The organism is Laspinema sp. D2d, from assembly GCF_025370755.1.
GTDB lineage: Bacteria > Cyanobacteriota > Cyanobacteriia > Cyanobacteriales > Laspinemataceae > Laspinema.
Map to the genome: position 1 here is coordinate 177653 of NZ_JAMXFC010000002.1, position 14609 is coordinate 192261.

A 14609-nucleotide genomic window follows, 5' to 3' on the forward strand; every position below is an offset into this window, starting at 1 on the left:
AAAACCCAATTTTATCTTATCAACCCCCTCCCCTCCCAATCCTTCCTTCAGTGAAAATCAGTGTAATCTGTGTTTTAATAAATCCATCAACCTCAAACCGGAGAACAGCAGATGTGGCGGAAACTGTGGCGGTGGCTAAAACAAATCTATCACTCCCTACAACAACGATTCCAAAAACGGGAACCGCCACCGTCACCGCATCAAATCCCTGATCTCGAATTCGAGATAAAATTCATGCCGCTACTCGAAGCAGCAGCAAACGGTGCTAGTGGAGGAGATATTCAGACGCACAGAATGGCAACCAACATCAAAGAATCCGAATGGATACCCTGGTTGCAGCGCTTCGGGGAACGGTTACAACAGAACCCCGAAACTCATGCAGAAATAGCCCAACGCCTGATACAGTTTGGGCAACTTCATCGCGGAGAATTGGGAACAGTTGCCGAGAGAATCGGCAGGGAGATATTAGCACTGATAACGCCTTCGGTTGTGCAAGAGGAGGTAACAAGTCAGGGACCGGAAAAGGATGAGGCAGAGGAATGGTTTCAGCGCGGGGTAGAGCAAATTGAGAGGGGGGATTTTACTGCTGCCATTGCCTCATTCAATGAAGTGAGCCTCCTCCAACCCAATTACTCTGAAGCTTATTACAACCGAGGAATAGCGCAGAGTTACCTAGAACAATACGAGGAAGCCATTGCCTCATTCAATGAAATGATTCGCCTCCAACCTGATTACCCGGAGTCTTATTGCAGCCGAGGGGTAGTGCAGGCTGACTTAGGGAAATATGAGGAAGCCATTGCCTCCTACAATGAAGCAATCCGCCTCAAACCCGATTTCCCTGACCCTTATTACAACCGAGGGGTAGCCCAAGGTTACCTTGGGCAATATGAGGATGCTATTGCGTCATTCAATGAATTTATCCGTCTCCAACCTGATTACCCCGATGCTTATGGCAAGCGAGGGTTAGCGCAGGGTTACCTTGGGCAATATGAGGAAGCCATTGCCTCATTCAATGAAGCAATCCGCGTCCAACCTGATTACCCGGAGGCTTATGGCAACCGAGGGGTAGTGCAGGCTGACTTAGGGAAATATGAGGAAGCCATTGCCTCCTACAATGAAGCAATCCGCTTCAAACCCGATTTCCCTGACCCTTATTACAACCGAGGGTTAGCGCAAGGTTACCTTGGGCAATATGAAGAAGCCATTGCCTCATTCAATGAAGCAATTCGCCTCCAACCCTATTACCTAGAGGCTTATTGCAATCGAGGGGTAGCGCAAGGTTACCTAGGGCAATATGAGGAAGCTATTGCCTCATTCAATGAAGCAATCTGCCTCCAACCCGATTACCCCGAGGCTTATTACAACCGAGGAAATGCGCAAGGTTACCTAGGGCAATATGAGGAAGCCATTGCCTCCTACCATGAAGCAATTCGCCTCAAACCCGATTACTCTGAGGCTTATTACAAACGAGGAAATGCGCAAGGTTATCTAGGGCAATATGAGGAAGCCATTGCCTCATTCAATGAAGTAATCCACCTCCAACCCCATTACCCCTGGGCTTATTACAGCCGAGGGGTAATGCAGGTTGACTTAGGACAATATGAGGAAGCTATTACCTCATACAATGAAGCAATCCGGCTCAAACCCGATTTCCCCGAAGCTTATCTCAACCGAGGCAAGGTACAGGATAACCTAGGGCAATATGAGGAAGCCATTGCCTCATATAATGAAGCAATCCGGCTCAAACCCGATTTCCCCGAAGCTTATCTCAACAGAGGGGCAGTCCTGTGTAATAACTTAGGACAATATAAGGATGCCCTTGCCTCATTCAATGAAGCAATTCGCCTCAAACCTGATTACCCTGACGCTTATTACAACCGAGGAAACGCGCAGGTTTACTTAAGAGAATATGAGGAAGCCATTGCCTCATTCAATCAAGCAATTCACCTCAAACCCGATTACGCCACAGCTTATATCAACCGAGGGGGAGTGTTGTGTGATAACTTAGGGCAATATGAGGAAGCCATTGCTTCATTTAATGAAGCAATCCGCCTCAAACCCGATTTCCCCTGGGCTTATTACAATAGAGGGGTAGCACAGGTTTACCTAGGGCAATATCAAGATGCTATTACCTCATTCAATGAAGCAATCCGCCTCCAACCGGATTTCCCCGCAGCTTATTACAAACTAGGGTTAGTGCAGTATAACGTAGGGCAACCTGAAGACGCCCTTGCCTCATTCAATGAAGCAATCCGCCTCAAACCGGATGATCCCGAGGCTTATTATAGGCGAGGGAATGCTCAGTATAGCTTAGGGCAATATGAGGATGCGATTGCCTCATTCAATGAAGCAATCCACCTCAAACCCGACTTGCTTGAAGCTTATTACAACCGAGGAAATGTGCAGGTTGACTTAAGACAATATGAGGAAGCCATTGCCTCATTCAATGAAACAATCCGCCTCAAATCCGATTTGCCCGAAGCTTATTACGGGCGAGGGAATGCGCAGGGTTTCCTAGGGCAATATGAAAATGCCGTTGCGTCATTGAATGAAGCAATCCGCCTCAAACCCGATTACTTTGACGCTTATTCCATCCGAGGGGTAGGGCAGTATAACCTAGGACAATATGAGGATGCCATTGCCTCATTCAATGAAGCAATCCGCCTCAAGCCTAACTTGCCCGAGGCTTATTACAACCGAGGGTTAGTGCAGTATAACCTACGGCAACATGAGGATGCTATTGGCTCATTCAGTGAAGCTATCCGCCTCAAGCCCGATTACCCTGACGCTTATTATCGGCGAGGGAATGCGCAGGGTTACTTAGGGCTATATGAGGATGCCTTTGCTTCATTCAATGAAGCAATTCGCCTCAAACCCGATTACTCTGAAGCCTATTCTAACCGAGGGAATGTACAGGTTTATTTAGGAAAACATGAGGATGCCATTGCCTCATTCAATGAAGCACTCCGCCTTACACCCAATGACATCTGGTCTTATTACAACCGAGGGATAGCCCAGGGTTACCTAGGAAAACATGAGGATGCCATTGCCTCATTCAATGAAGTAATCCGCCTCAAATCGGATTTTGCCGAAGCTTATTACAACCGAGGGAATGCGCAGCATAATCTAGGGCAACATGAGGAAGCCATTGCCTCATTCAATGAAGCAATTCGCCTCAAACCGGATTTCCCAGGGGCTTATTACAACCGAGGGAATGCGCAGCATAATCTAGGGCAACACGAGGAAGCCATTGCTTCATTCAATGAAGCAATCCGTCTCAAACCGGATTTCCCCGGGGCTTATTACAACTGAGGGGGAGCTTAGGATAAGCTAGAGCTAGAGCAGATATTGTGCAAGAGGTCTATTCAATTTCATGGGTTCCTAAAAACTCTATTTCCCCAACCCTAAGCTAAAGTCGGTTTCAACCGACTTTAGCTATAAGCCTGCGAACGTTTAAACCCCAGCAGGTTGTCGCTTCAAATGCCAATTACCCGATCGCGCTTCAACAGCAAACTCGCAACAACCATTCCCACAATTGCTAAAAATATCATGGGATAAAAGGCATAAGTATAGCTGCCAAACCAATCGCGAATTTGTCCAGCAATTAGGGTTCCTAACAACGCACCCACGCCGTATGCCGTAAACACAATGCCGTAATTTTGAGCATAATTATCTGGATTAAATAGGCGCAGGGTTGTCGTTGGTGCGATCGCTAACCATCCGCCTAGAGATGCCCAAAATAGACAAAAGGCTATCAAATAGGTGGCAACTTGTCCCTCTTGCGCACTCAGCATCAATAGGCAGGCAATCAATACGAGGGTATAAGAGACGATCGCCACATGGCGGGGTTTGAAGCGATCGCTTAACCAGCCAAATAGGGGGCGACTGATGCCATTAAATAGGGCAAATAATGAGACACTACTGGCAGCTAATGCCGGGTCAATGTTAATCATTTCCTCCCCTACGGGACTGGAAATGCCGATCGCACTCAATCCGACAAAGGTGCCGATGCTGTAGCAAATCCACAATCCATAAAAAGAGCGACTTTTCAGGATATTCCCGGGATAGGCGCTGGGGACGGCACAGGAGGCTGGCGAGATAGGTTGTGCCGGTTGCCAGTCTTTAGGGGGCATTTTTAGGGTGGTGGCGATCGCTAGAATAATCAGGGTAAAAGCAATCCCTAAAATCCGCAATGTTTCTCGCACGCTATAGGCATCAATTAAACTTTTCGCCAGGGGTGCGGTAATCAATGGAGAGAGTCCAAATCCAATAATGGTTAACCCCACTGCTAATCCTTTTTTATCGGGAAACCATCGCGCCACGACTGCCATTGGTACGCCATAAGCAATCCCCACCCCAGTCCCGGCAATCAATCCGTAAGTGAGAGTCATGGCTACAATATTGTCAGCAAAACTCGAAAGAATGTAACCGATTCCGACAATTGTACCCCCGATTGCGGTAACAATTCTTGAGCCAATTCGAGGAATATAAAACCCAGCAATAGGCATCAGGGCTGCATAAAAAACTAGGGCGACTGTATAAGGTAACAAACTTTCAGTTGCACCAATATTCAGTTCCCCTTCTAGGGGTTTTCTAAATACACTCCAAGCGTAAACACTCCCCAGACAGAGTAAAACGCTCATCCCCAGAGGAATCATTAACCATCTTCCCTGTTGTGCAGGCAGTCCAAAAATGGTTAATTCTGAGCGATCGTGGGTGATATTCATTACTTCTAACTCCCTGTTAGAGATAATTTGAGTTAATTTGTAGAGATTTGTTGCTGCTTCTTATGGTCTAGCTCGTTTTTATAGATTTTCTTTTATCAGGGTGGAAGCCTCTGATTGCTTCACTTTTACTTTACCACGATTTGCCCTACTCATCATCATGAAAACTTGATTTTTCTCAAAGCAGGAGTATTTGAACGAGGTGGGGCCGGGGGCTGTTATCCGGGTTATAGCTGCTACAATTTGAGCCTTTTGATAGAGGTGGGATTGGATTTATTTCTGTATCCTAGGGATAATCAACTTGAAATTTAGCAGATCTAACCTTTCTTCGGAAAATTTTTGGGGTTGCTTCATTCAGGAATTGACTGTTTAAAATAACCGTTTAAAACTGATATACATTATGACTCAATCTCCACAAGCAGAATGGATCGAGCGTTTTGCTCGCTTTGGATACGCTGCCAAAGGATTTGTTTACGGTTTGTTGGGCATTTTAGCCTTGCAAGCTGCAATCACTCACGGGGGACAAACCACGGACCAAAAGGGCGTGCTTTATGCAATAACTCAGCAACCTTTTGGCAAAGCGTTACTGTTTTTTGTAACCATTGGACTGATTAGTTATGCAATGTGGCGTTTGATAGAAGCTTTTATGGATACAGACCATAAAGGGACTAATTTTAAAGGGTTAATCGAGCGATTTGGAGTGGGAATGAGTGCGGTCATTTATTCGGGGTTTGCTTTGACTGCCATTAAACTTTTGATGGGTAATGGAGAAAGTGGGAGGGGACAAAGTGACCAAAACGCTCAACATTGGACTGCACGGTTTCTCTCACAACCCTTTGGAGAATGGTTGGTGGGACTAGCGGGTGCAGTGGTGATTGGTTTAGGATTTTCTTATTTTTATAAAGCCTTTACGGGGAAGTTTCGCCAAGAATTAAAAATTAGAGAAATGACTCCCAATGAAGAAAAATGGGTGATGATAGCCGGTCGAGTGGGGTTATCTGCAAGGGGTGTTATTTTTACCCTGATTGGATGGTTTCTGATGCAGGCGGCTTATCTGTCCGATGCGAATCAAGCCAAGGCCATTCCTGGGGCATTAGAGGCTTTATTAAACCAGCGTTACGGGAGTCTGCTTTTGGGTATTGTAGCGGTGGGATTACTGATTTATGGACTGTATATGGGAGTACACGCCCGTTATCGGCGGATTCGCCCTCCCCAATCTGCTGACCCCCGACAACTTTTAAATGTGGGAAAATAAGCGATCGCCTCGGGACAAATTCCCTTGGGGGAATGCACCCCCAAACCTCTTTTTTAACTCATTGCCTCGGATGAATGGGTAGCAAATTTTTTCACCAAGTTCTCCGGTATGGCAACGAGACGATGACTGGAAACATGAATAAAACATCCCGTTTGTTTGGCATTCACGGCAATTTTATTGTCTACAATCAACTCAGTTTTGACAATCCATTTAACCGACCCCATATCACTAAACCACATCCTTCCTTCAATCAAATCAAATAATTTGATGGGTTTATGATATTCTAGGCGAGTTTTACCAATAAGGGGAGAGATTCCTAATTCTAATTGCTGTTCTAAAGAAAAATACTGTTGAAATAAATCTAAACGTAAATCTTCAATCCAGCGCATCAAAATCATTTGGCTGACTAACCCGGTTATATCCAGATCATAGGGTTTCACAGTGAAAGCTAAATTCGTCTCTAATAATGCATCTTGTTCTAAGGTCATAGTCCCTCAAAATGGTCTCTTAAAATAACGATTGGGTTAGTCCTCTGCTTTAAAACGGCCAGGAGGCGATTTTACAGGACTCTAACTTATTGTAATCATTTTTTAACAAAAGAACGTACTGGGGACTCTATAAGGGAAAGATGCGGTTAAGTAGACCGGAAACTGGGTTTCTTTCCAGAGTTGCTGCTATTTGCCATAACTTTGGTAAAGAAACCCAGTTTCTAATCGTTAAGATTTGGCTGGATATTGCTGCAAGACGCGCTTTAAAAATTGTCCGGTGTAGGACCGAGAATTTTCTGCAACTTCCTCGGGGGTTCCGGTGGCGATCGCCTCTCCACCTTTGTCCCCCCCTTCCGGTCCTAAATCAATCACCCAATCGGCACAGCGAATCACATCTAAGTTGTGTTCAATGGTCAAAATTGAGTTGCCTTTATCTACTAAACGCTGCAACACATTCAACAATTGATGCACATCATAAAATGATAATCCGGTCGTCGGTTCATCGATTAAATACAAGGTTTTTCCCGTCGCGCGTCGGGAGAGTTCCGTTGCCAGTTTAACCCGTTGCGCTTCACCTCCGGAGAGGGTGGGTGCCGGTTGTCCTAAGTGAATATATCCTAATCCTACATCCACTAAAGTTTGCAACCTTGTCGCCGCCCGAGGGATATGTTTAAACAGTTCTAAGGATTCTTCTACAGTGAGATTCAAGACATCTGCAATGGAATATCCTTTATATTTCACTTGCAACGTTTCGCGATTATATCGCGCACCTTTGCAAATATCACACTGCACATAAACATCGGGTAAAAAGTTCATAGAAATGACATTCACCCCTTGTCCGCCACAAGCTTCGCAGCGTCCGCCTTTGACATTAAAAGAAAACTGACCCGGTTTATATCCGCGCGCTTTTGCTTCGATGGTTTCTGCAAATAATCCCCGAATCATATCAAAAACGCCGGTGTAAGTGGCGGGATTAGACCGAGGGGTTCTACCGATGGGAGATTGATCGATAATAATCACCTTATCCACGGCATCTTTTAAACTTTTTTCTCCCAAGGTTTTGAGGGCATCCATGTCCCCGGGGAACGGAACTTTTCGGGTGATATGATGTTGCAGGGCGGGATAGAGTAAATCATTAATTAAACTGGATTTACCCGACCCAGAAACCCCAGTGACACCAACTAATTTTCCTAGGGGAATTTCTACATCAATCTGCTTGAGATTGTTGCGAGAACAGTTTTTCATCACCAAAGAACGTCCATTTCCCTCACGCCGTTCCCCGGGGGTTTCAATTTGTAACCGCCCGGATAAATAAGACCCTGTGAGAGAATTTTCCGCCGTTAAAAGGGCGTCTAACTGTCCTTGGGCGACAATTTCGCCCCCATGTACCCCCGCGCGAGGACCGATATCTACAATCCAATCCGCAGCGCGAATGGTGTCCTCATCATGTTCCACGACAATTAAAGTATTTCCCAAATCGCGTAATTTGGTTAAAGTGTGCAGTAATCGTCCGTTATCCCGTTGATGGAGTCCGATACTCGGTTCATCAAGGACGTATAACACGCCGGTTAATCCTGCGCCGATTTGGGTTGCTAGACGAATGCGCTGCGCTTCTCCTCCGGAAAGGGTCATGGCAGGGCGATCAAGGGTGAGATAATCTAATCCCACATCTAATAAAAATTGTAGTCGGGCGCAAATTTCACGGAGGACGAGTTCGGCAATTTGTGCTTGCCGATCGCTCAATTGCAACCGATCAATGCGATCGCGACAGTCCCGAATCGAAACCGAGGTTAAATCATCAATATGTTCCCCCCCAATTCGCACCGCCAATGCTTCCGGTTTCAGGCGCTTGCCGTGACAACTTTCGCAAGGGCGATCGACTAAATACTGTTCTAATTTTTGCTTTTGCAGTTCTGAGGCACTTTCTTCATAGTACCGTTGCAACAACGCCAATGCACCCGCATACCGCCGATTATTTCCCCATCCTTCGATATTAATCGGTTCATCCGCACCATATAAAATAGTTTTTTGCTGTTTTGCGGTCAACTGCTTCCAGGGTGTGGTTAACTCAAATCCATACGCCTTTGCTAACCCTTGCAACACCGACAGATAATACGCACTTTCTTTGTCTGCCCAAGGGGCGATCGCCTCATAAATCGGCGCATCGGGGTCCGGGATGATTAACTCGGGAGAAAAGGTCCGAAAACTGCCCAATCCATGACAACTTTCACAAGCACCATAAGGGGAATTAAAGGAAAACAAACGGGGGGAAAGTTCTTCCATCACCGCCCCATGTTCAGGACAGGCAAACTTTTCAGAAAAGACTAATTCTGTCTCTCCCTCATCGGTGGTGCTGTCTAATAATTGAATAATTGCAATTCCTTCCGAATGGCGCAATCCTGTGGTTAAAGAATCGACGAGACGTTCTTGAATACCTGCTTTTTTAATCAGGCGATCGACCACAATTTCAAGGGTATGGGTATGATTTTTATCCAATTCAATATTTTCCGAGAGTTCGCGAATTTCCCCATTTACCCGCACTCGCACAAACCCATCAGAAGAGAGACTGGACAGCACTTTTTTATGAGTGCCTTTTTTACCGCGAACCACCGGGGCGAGAATTTGAAACTTAGTGCGGTCCGGGAGTTCCATCACCCGATCGCACATTTCATCAATGGTTTGCGGCGCGATTGAGCGATCGCAGATTGGGCAGTGAGGTTTTCCCGCCCGTCCAAATAACAAGCGCAAATAATCATAAATTTCCGTCACCGTTCCCACCGTCGATCGCGGGTTGTGGGAGGTGGATTTTTGGTCAATGGAAATCGCTGGAGAGAGTCCCTCAATGGATTCCACATCCGGTTTATCCAGTTGTCCGAGAAACTGGCGGGCGTAGGCGCTGAGGGACTCCACATACCGCCGTTGACCCTCGGCAAAAATGGTATCGAAGGCGAGGGAGGATTTCCCGGACCCCGAAACCCCGGTAAAGACAATTAGGCGATCGCGCGGGAGTTCGAGGTCAATATTTTTAAGGTTGTGCTGTCTTGCCCCCCGAATTCGGATCCCGTGATCCCGGGGATTGACCACCGCCTCGGTCAGAGAGGATCCATTCAAACTCTGCGCGGGTTGCTTCGTAGACGCACTGGCACGTTTAGGCATAAAAATTTAACTATACATTTCTTAATAATTTTAGCGGGTTTGGAGGTGGATGCGGGGGCGGAGGATGGGATCACCGGGGTTCGGATATCCGAGGGGTCCTAGTTTTTTGGGGTGGGGTGAGTCAAGAGAACCCCTTCAGGCATTTCCGGGTGATTTCCCCCCTACAATAAAATTGAGGAGTGCCAGGAGAACCCAACCAATGGACGAGTATCAATCCCAAGTAAGCAGGGCGATCGCCACTTTGAAGGAAGACTTACCGACTTTATTTGAAAAAGATATTTCTTACGAAATTTATCGAAAAGATATCTTTTTCAAAGACCCAGTAAATCAGTTTAAGTGGAAGTTTAATTATCGAATTATTTTCTGGACCTTACGGTTTCACGGCCAACTGTTTTTTACCGAACTCTATTTTGATTTGCATGATGTAGAGCAGGTTGCGCCGGATATGATTTTAGCAAACTGGACCGTACGTGGGCGATTACGGTTACCTTGGAAAGCCGATTTATTTTTTAATGGATATTCTAATTATAAATTAGATGAAACCGGCTTAATTTATGAACATATTGATACTTGGGACCGGGAACCGAAGGCGATTTTAAAACAGTTTCTGCCGCAATAAAAGATAAAAAAGATTTCCCCTTCCCCAGAAAAAAGGGAAGGAGAAACGATCGCATTATTCTTCAGTTCCAGCCTGACGGAGCGATCGCGCTACTTTTTTGTAGCTGTTAAACTCAGCGATCGCCAAGGCAGTGTAACCTCCACGATTTTTAAGATTGACATCGGCACCGGCAGTAATCAAGAGGTGTACCGCTTCCTCGAAACCCCGATGGGCGGCCCACATCAAGGCACTGGCCCCAGCATCATCTTGGCGGTTGACATCGGCACCGGCAGCAATCAAAACCTCGATGACTTCGGTCAAATTGCGATCGGCAGCTTTCATGAGGGCGGTTTTGCCGCCAGTGGAGACGGCATTGGGGTTCGCACCGGCTTTGAGTAGGACTCGGATGGTGTCCAGATGGCCGAGTTCAGCGGTGGCGGTGAGGGGAGTTTCGTCAAAATTGGTGGGGTTAACCTCTGCACCTTTGTGGAGGAGGGCCGCCACGATGTCGGCGCGATCGTGCAAGGCGGCGACAAATAACGGGGTATCTCCGAGACGATTACATCGCTGGAAATCGGCACCTCGGTCGAGTAACAGGTTGACCACATCGGCATACCCTTCGACTACGGCCCAATTTAAGGCGGTTTCTCCGTCACTATCGATCGCATTAATGTTGGCACCGGCATCGAGTAGCGATCGCACCATCTCCCAATGGCCGCCAGATGCCCCAGCCATCAGGGGGGTAAAGCCATCGAGATTTTTGGCATTGACATCCGCACCAGCGGCCAGGAGAGCGATTACGACCTCGGTATGACCGCGATCGCTTGCCAGTAGCAGGGGAGTTTCCGCATCTTTATCCGTAACATTGGGGTTAGTCCCACCCGCTAACAAGATTTGGACAATGGGCAGGTCCCCCCGTTCTGCTGCTTCCAGCAAGGCACTACCACAATCGTAGGTTTGACAGGAGAGCCCCTTTTGGATCAGCAGTTCTAACAGTTCCGCATTCCCCGTTTGGGCGATGCGGAATAAGAGGGAATCCAGATCCGCGATTGCCTCTAAATTGGCCCCTGCTGCCAGGAGAGCCCGAACAATCGCAACATGACCCTCCACAATGGCGAGTTTGAGGGCGGTATCATCATCTTTATCTTTGATATTGGGTTCGGCACCGTGGGTCAACAGCAGATCGGCGATCGCCGGATTGCCTTTGAGGGCCGCCGCCATCAGGGCCGTACTGCCATCATCATTTTGAGCGTTAACCTGTGCTCCAAAGGAGAGTAACAAGCGGACCACATCGATTTGATGATTAGCCGCCGCGAACATCAACGGGGTGATGCCATACTTTTCTCGGGCCAGATTAGCATCGGCACCCGCTTCAAGCAAGTGACGGGCAATTTCCGTGTAACCTTTCTGGGAGGCAAACATTAATGGAGTCGTGCCTTCTCCATCTTTGGCATTGACACGCGCACCTTCAGCCAGCAGGGTAATGACTTGATGAATGTTGCCAATGCGAGCCGCTTGAATTAATAAAAGATCCTGGTTAGAGAGCATTTGCTGCGATCGACTCAATCTCGGGGTACTTTAACGGTATCGCGAAAGCAGCCGACAATCAACCGCGATCGTCCGGAGATCTTCACCGGGGCGATCGCGCTGGATCATAGACAGTTACAATGACCCAGGCTGTTAATGTAGCGCCACCCTTGAGACGGTGGGATTTTCCAGAGTTCTCCAGACCCAAATTATGATAATTTTTATGAAGATCCTCATGCCATCTGGAGAACACCATGACCATCGAACTGCCCGCACCGTTACAAACGGGATTGACCTTTTTCCACCCCTTGTTGATGTGGGTGTTGTTTGGACTCTCGATTTACGCCCTTGTCCTGGGAGTGAAACTGAAGCGCACTCGCAAAGCTACAGGAGAAGAGAAAAAAGTTCTAATTAAGGGCAAATATAATGTTAGACATTACCAAATCGGGTCCATCATGCTGGCCCTGATGGTATTCGGCACCGTGGTAGGTATGGCTGCCACCTATGTCAATAATGGCAAGCTATTTTTTGGTCCCCACCTGCTGGTTGGCTTAGGCATGACCACAATGGTGGCAATTTCAGCCTCCCTAGCGCCCTTCATGCAGCAAGGGGTCACTTGGGCGAGAGTGACTCATGTGGCGATGAATATGACCTTGCTGACCCTGTTTGGCTGGCAAGCCTTCACCGGATTGCAAATTGTGCAAAAGATTCTGAGCAATCCTTCCTAAAAAACGCGGAAGCCAGAGGAATAAACCTTTATCCTCGTGACGCACGATCGCCACGTCACGAGGAATTTTGCCCCGGATGCAGCCCCCTCCGGTCCCTACCCCAGATAGCGGGGAGGGGACCGGATATTTGTTAGGGAGTTTCAATTTCCTCGGGGATCTCTTCACCGGTGCCATTGGAACCGCTACATTGACGGCACAGATCGAAGTTGGAGGTTTTGGCGCGTTTTTTCTTGAAGAGTTCCAGGCGATCGCGCCCGATGGTGGAGTGAAAATCTTCCTGGACTTTGTAGGTTAAGCGACGGGAAACTTGTTTAACGATTTGTGCCAACAGGCGATCGCCTGTTTTTTGGACGAGGGGGAGGGGTAAGGCATGGATGAACTTCGGAAAACAAACCCCCACTTTTAAATCTAAATTCCACTCCACCCGAGTCATGGTGGAAGGGAGGTCCTCGGTGTTGCGGAGTTTGATATTAGAATAATCGGCGGGAATTTCTATCAATTCCTGGGCTGCTTTAAACTCTACATCATAGCCCGGGGGGACATAATCGGGAATCGCGATCGTTTCGATGAGATAAACGCGATTCTGTTGCGGCAAGAGGTTCAGACCAATTTTCGGTTCCACTTCATAACCGAGGGCACCAAAGCGCCCAATCGTCAGCGCATAACCATTTTCTCCTAAAGCATCTGCCTGCATCGGACGAGCACAGCGTTTAAACCATCCTTGATGAACGTCAAAATAGGCAGCAACGGTTTCCACATCGGCATACATTTCCATGCATCCGACAAAATGAGTCTGAAACCACATCGGTTCACAAGCAACGGAGGTAGATGCCTCGCGATCGCCATCGATGGATGTTTGCATAGAGTTTAAAATATCTGACTGCATAACCGCTTCCCTGATTGAGGGTCTGTGTTTTTGTACGACCACCGAGGTGGTTGGATGCTATTTTCTCTACGTTATCTTGTCTATGGAAGGGAGGAAATCCGTAATTCTGCCCGAATTTCCTTCCGGGGGTTAAGCTTCGCCTTGACCGGAATCAGGGTTGAGCTGGCATCCGTTTCTATCATAAGCAATCCTTCCAGGGAGGTTCTGTGATGTAGATATCCGAACCGCAGCGATCGCGATCGGTCCCCAAATTTTTTAAACTAGAGGAGGTTTGGGGCGCTAACGGCTGCCCCCTCTTGCAAACCAGCCAAAAATTCCCATTCAATCCATAATTTTACCTAAAAAACTGATGAAAGCATTTGTAGCGGGTGCCACGGGACAAACGGGGCGACGAATTGTCGAAGAATTGGTCAAGCGGGAGATTCCTGTACGCGCATTGGTGCGGAACTTGGAGAAAGGTCAGCAACTCTTACCTCCCCAGGTGGAGTTAGTGGTGGGGGATATCTTGAACCCCCAGAGTCTCAACGAGGCGATCGCCGATTGTACTGTGGTGTTATGCGCCACGGGTGCGACTCCCAGTTTCGACCCCACAGGGCCTTATCGCATAGACTATGAAGGAACCAAGCATCTCGTTGATGTCGCCAAAGTCAAGGGAATCCAACATTTTGTCTTGGTTTCCTCCATGTGCGTCTCTAATTTATTCCATCCGCTCAATTTATTTTGGCTGATTTTAGTCTGGAAAAAACAAGCGGAAAAATATATCGAAAATAGCGGGTTAACTTACACCATCGTTCGTCCAGGCGGATTAAAAAATACCGAGGATGAAGCGGCGATCGTCATGAAATCTCAGGATCAATTATTTGAAGGAAGCATTCCGCGCACTAAAGTCGCCTTAGTCAGCGTTGAAGCCCTCTTTCAACCTACCGCCCGGAATAAAATCGTGGAAATAGTCACCAATGCTGAAGCGCCCGCTAAAGCATTTAATGAACTATTTGCCAGCGTGGTTTAACTCCACCTCGGTTAGAATTAGGCGTAATCTGGGCCAAGAAACTGGGTTCAAGCGTTTAATAGGAAGGGGCATCAGATACAATCCAGAGCATCTGATGCCCCTAAAACAGGGGCATTTTACAACAACAGCCCACCCATACAATGTGGGAGAGTCTTACCCTTAAACTTGGGACAACTAACGACATCGGAGTGAATAAAGTCAGAGAAATCAAACCTAAAAGTTTTGAATAAATTACCCT

At 47.3% G+C, this 14609-nt stretch carries 10 protein-coding genes; 5 read left to right on the forward strand and 5 right to left on the reverse strand.

Annotated elements, in window-relative coordinates:
- Positions 1 to 111 precede the first annotated feature (111 nt).
- A complete protein-coding gene (locus NG796_RS02240) occupies positions 112 to 3312 on the forward strand; it encodes a tetratricopeptide repeat protein (RefSeq protein ID WP_261204285.1) in 3201 nt (1066 codons plus the stop codon).
- Positions 3313 to 3476: 164 nt separating this feature from the next.
- Here NG796_RS02240 and NG796_RS02245 read toward each other — a convergent pair whose 3' ends face one another.
- On the reverse strand, positions 3477 to 4727 hold the full coding sequence (locus NG796_RS02245; RefSeq protein ID WP_261204286.1) for an OFA family MFS transporter: 1251 nt from the start codon (positions 4725 to 4727) through the stop codon (positions 3477 to 3479).
- 397 nt (positions 4728 to 5124) lie between these two features.
- Here NG796_RS02245 and NG796_RS02250 point away from each other — a divergent pair, with 397 nt between their 5' ends.
- Entirely contained in the window at positions 5125 to 5979 is an 855-nt protein-coding gene (locus NG796_RS02250; RefSeq protein ID WP_261204287.1) for a DUF1206 domain-containing protein, read from the forward strand.
- 53 nt (positions 5980 to 6032) lie between these two features.
- Here NG796_RS02250 and NG796_RS02255 read toward each other — a convergent pair whose 3' ends face one another.
- Together NG796_RS02255 and uvrA are read right to left on the reverse strand one after the other, a co-directional pair.
- Positions 6033 to 6467, reverse strand: coding sequence for an acyl-CoA thioesterase (locus NG796_RS02255; RefSeq protein ID WP_261204288.1), 435 nt, complete (start codon positions 6465 to 6467; stop codon positions 6033 to 6035).
- A 228-nt stretch (positions 6468 to 6695) separates the two neighbouring features.
- Entirely contained in the window at positions 6696 to 9623 is a 2928-nt protein-coding gene (gene uvrA, locus NG796_RS02260; RefSeq protein ID WP_261204289.1) for an excinuclease ABC subunit UvrA, read from the reverse strand.
- A gap of 199 nt (positions 9624 to 9822) precedes the next feature.
- On the opposite strand from uvrA, the gene NG796_RS02265 reads away from it, so the two are divergent.
- On the forward strand, positions 9823 to 10242 hold the full coding sequence (locus NG796_RS02265) for a DUF2358 domain-containing protein (RefSeq protein WP_261204290.1): 420 nt from the start codon (positions 9823 to 9825) through the stop codon (positions 10240 to 10242).
- A gap of 54 nt (positions 10243 to 10296) precedes the next feature.
- On the opposite strand, the gene NG796_RS02270 is transcribed toward NG796_RS02265, so the two are convergent.
- Positions 10297 to 11787 (reverse strand): ankyrin repeat domain-containing protein, encoded by a 1491-nt coding sequence (locus tag NG796_RS02270; protein WP_317619259.1) that lies wholly within the window; start codon positions 11785 to 11787, stop codon positions 10297 to 10299.
- Positions 11788 to 12002: 215 nt separating this feature from the next.
- Between NG796_RS02270 and NG796_RS02275 the strand changes: the two genes are divergently transcribed.
- Positions 12003 to 12476, forward strand: a complete 474-nt coding sequence (locus NG796_RS02275; protein ID WP_261204291.1) for a DUF4079 domain-containing protein — start codon at positions 12003 to 12005, stop codon at positions 12474 to 12476.
- A 130-nt stretch (positions 12477 to 12606) separates the two neighbouring features.
- On the opposite strand, the gene NG796_RS02280 is transcribed toward NG796_RS02275, so the two are convergent.
- Positions 12607 to 13362 (reverse strand): DUF1997 domain-containing protein, encoded by a 756-nt coding sequence (locus tag NG796_RS02280; RefSeq protein ID WP_261204292.1) that lies wholly within the window; start codon positions 13360 to 13362, stop codon positions 12607 to 12609.
- Between the two features lie 349 nt (positions 13363 to 13711).
- On the opposite strand from NG796_RS02280, the gene NG796_RS02285 reads away from it, so the two are divergent.
- Positions 13712 to 14371, forward strand: a complete 660-nt coding sequence (locus NG796_RS02285; protein ID WP_261204293.1) for an SDR family oxidoreductase — start codon at positions 13712 to 13714, stop codon at positions 14369 to 14371.
- Positions 14372 to 14609 lie beyond the last annotated feature (238 nt).

Bases quoted from the DNA above. Each gene is read 5' to 3' on its own strand.
- NG796_RS02240 (WP_261204285.1), top strand. From the start codon at position 112: ATGTGGCGGAAACTGTGGCGGTGGCTAAAACAAATCTATCACTCCCTA.
- NG796_RS02245 (WP_261204286.1), bottom strand. From the start codon at position 4,727: ATGAATATCACCCACGATCGCTCAGAATTAACCATTTTTGGACTGCCT.
- NG796_RS02250 (WP_261204287.1), top strand. From the start codon at position 5,125: ATGACTCAATCTCCACAAGCAGAATGGATCGAGCGTTTTGCTCGCTTT.
- NG796_RS02255 (WP_261204288.1), bottom strand. From the start codon at position 6,467: ATGACCTTAGAACAAGATGCATTATTAGAGACGAATTTAGCTTTCACT.
- uvrA (WP_261204289.1), bottom strand. From the start codon at position 9,623: ATGCCTAAACGTGCCAGTGCGTCTACGAAGCAACCCGCGCAGAGTTTG.
- NG796_RS02265 (WP_261204290.1), top strand. From the start codon at position 9,823: ATGGACGAGTATCAATCCCAAGTAAGCAGGGCGATCGCCACTTTGAAG.
- NG796_RS02275 (WP_261204291.1), top strand. From the start codon at position 12,003: ATGACCATCGAACTGCCCGCACCGTTACAAACGGGATTGACCTTTTTC.
- NG796_RS02280 (WP_261204292.1), bottom strand. From the start codon at position 13,362: ATGCAGTCAGATATTTTAAACTCTATGCAAACATCCATCGATGGCGAT.
- NG796_RS02285 (WP_261204293.1), top strand. From the start codon at position 13,712: ATGAAAGCATTTGTAGCGGGTGCCACGGGACAAACGGGGCGACGAATT.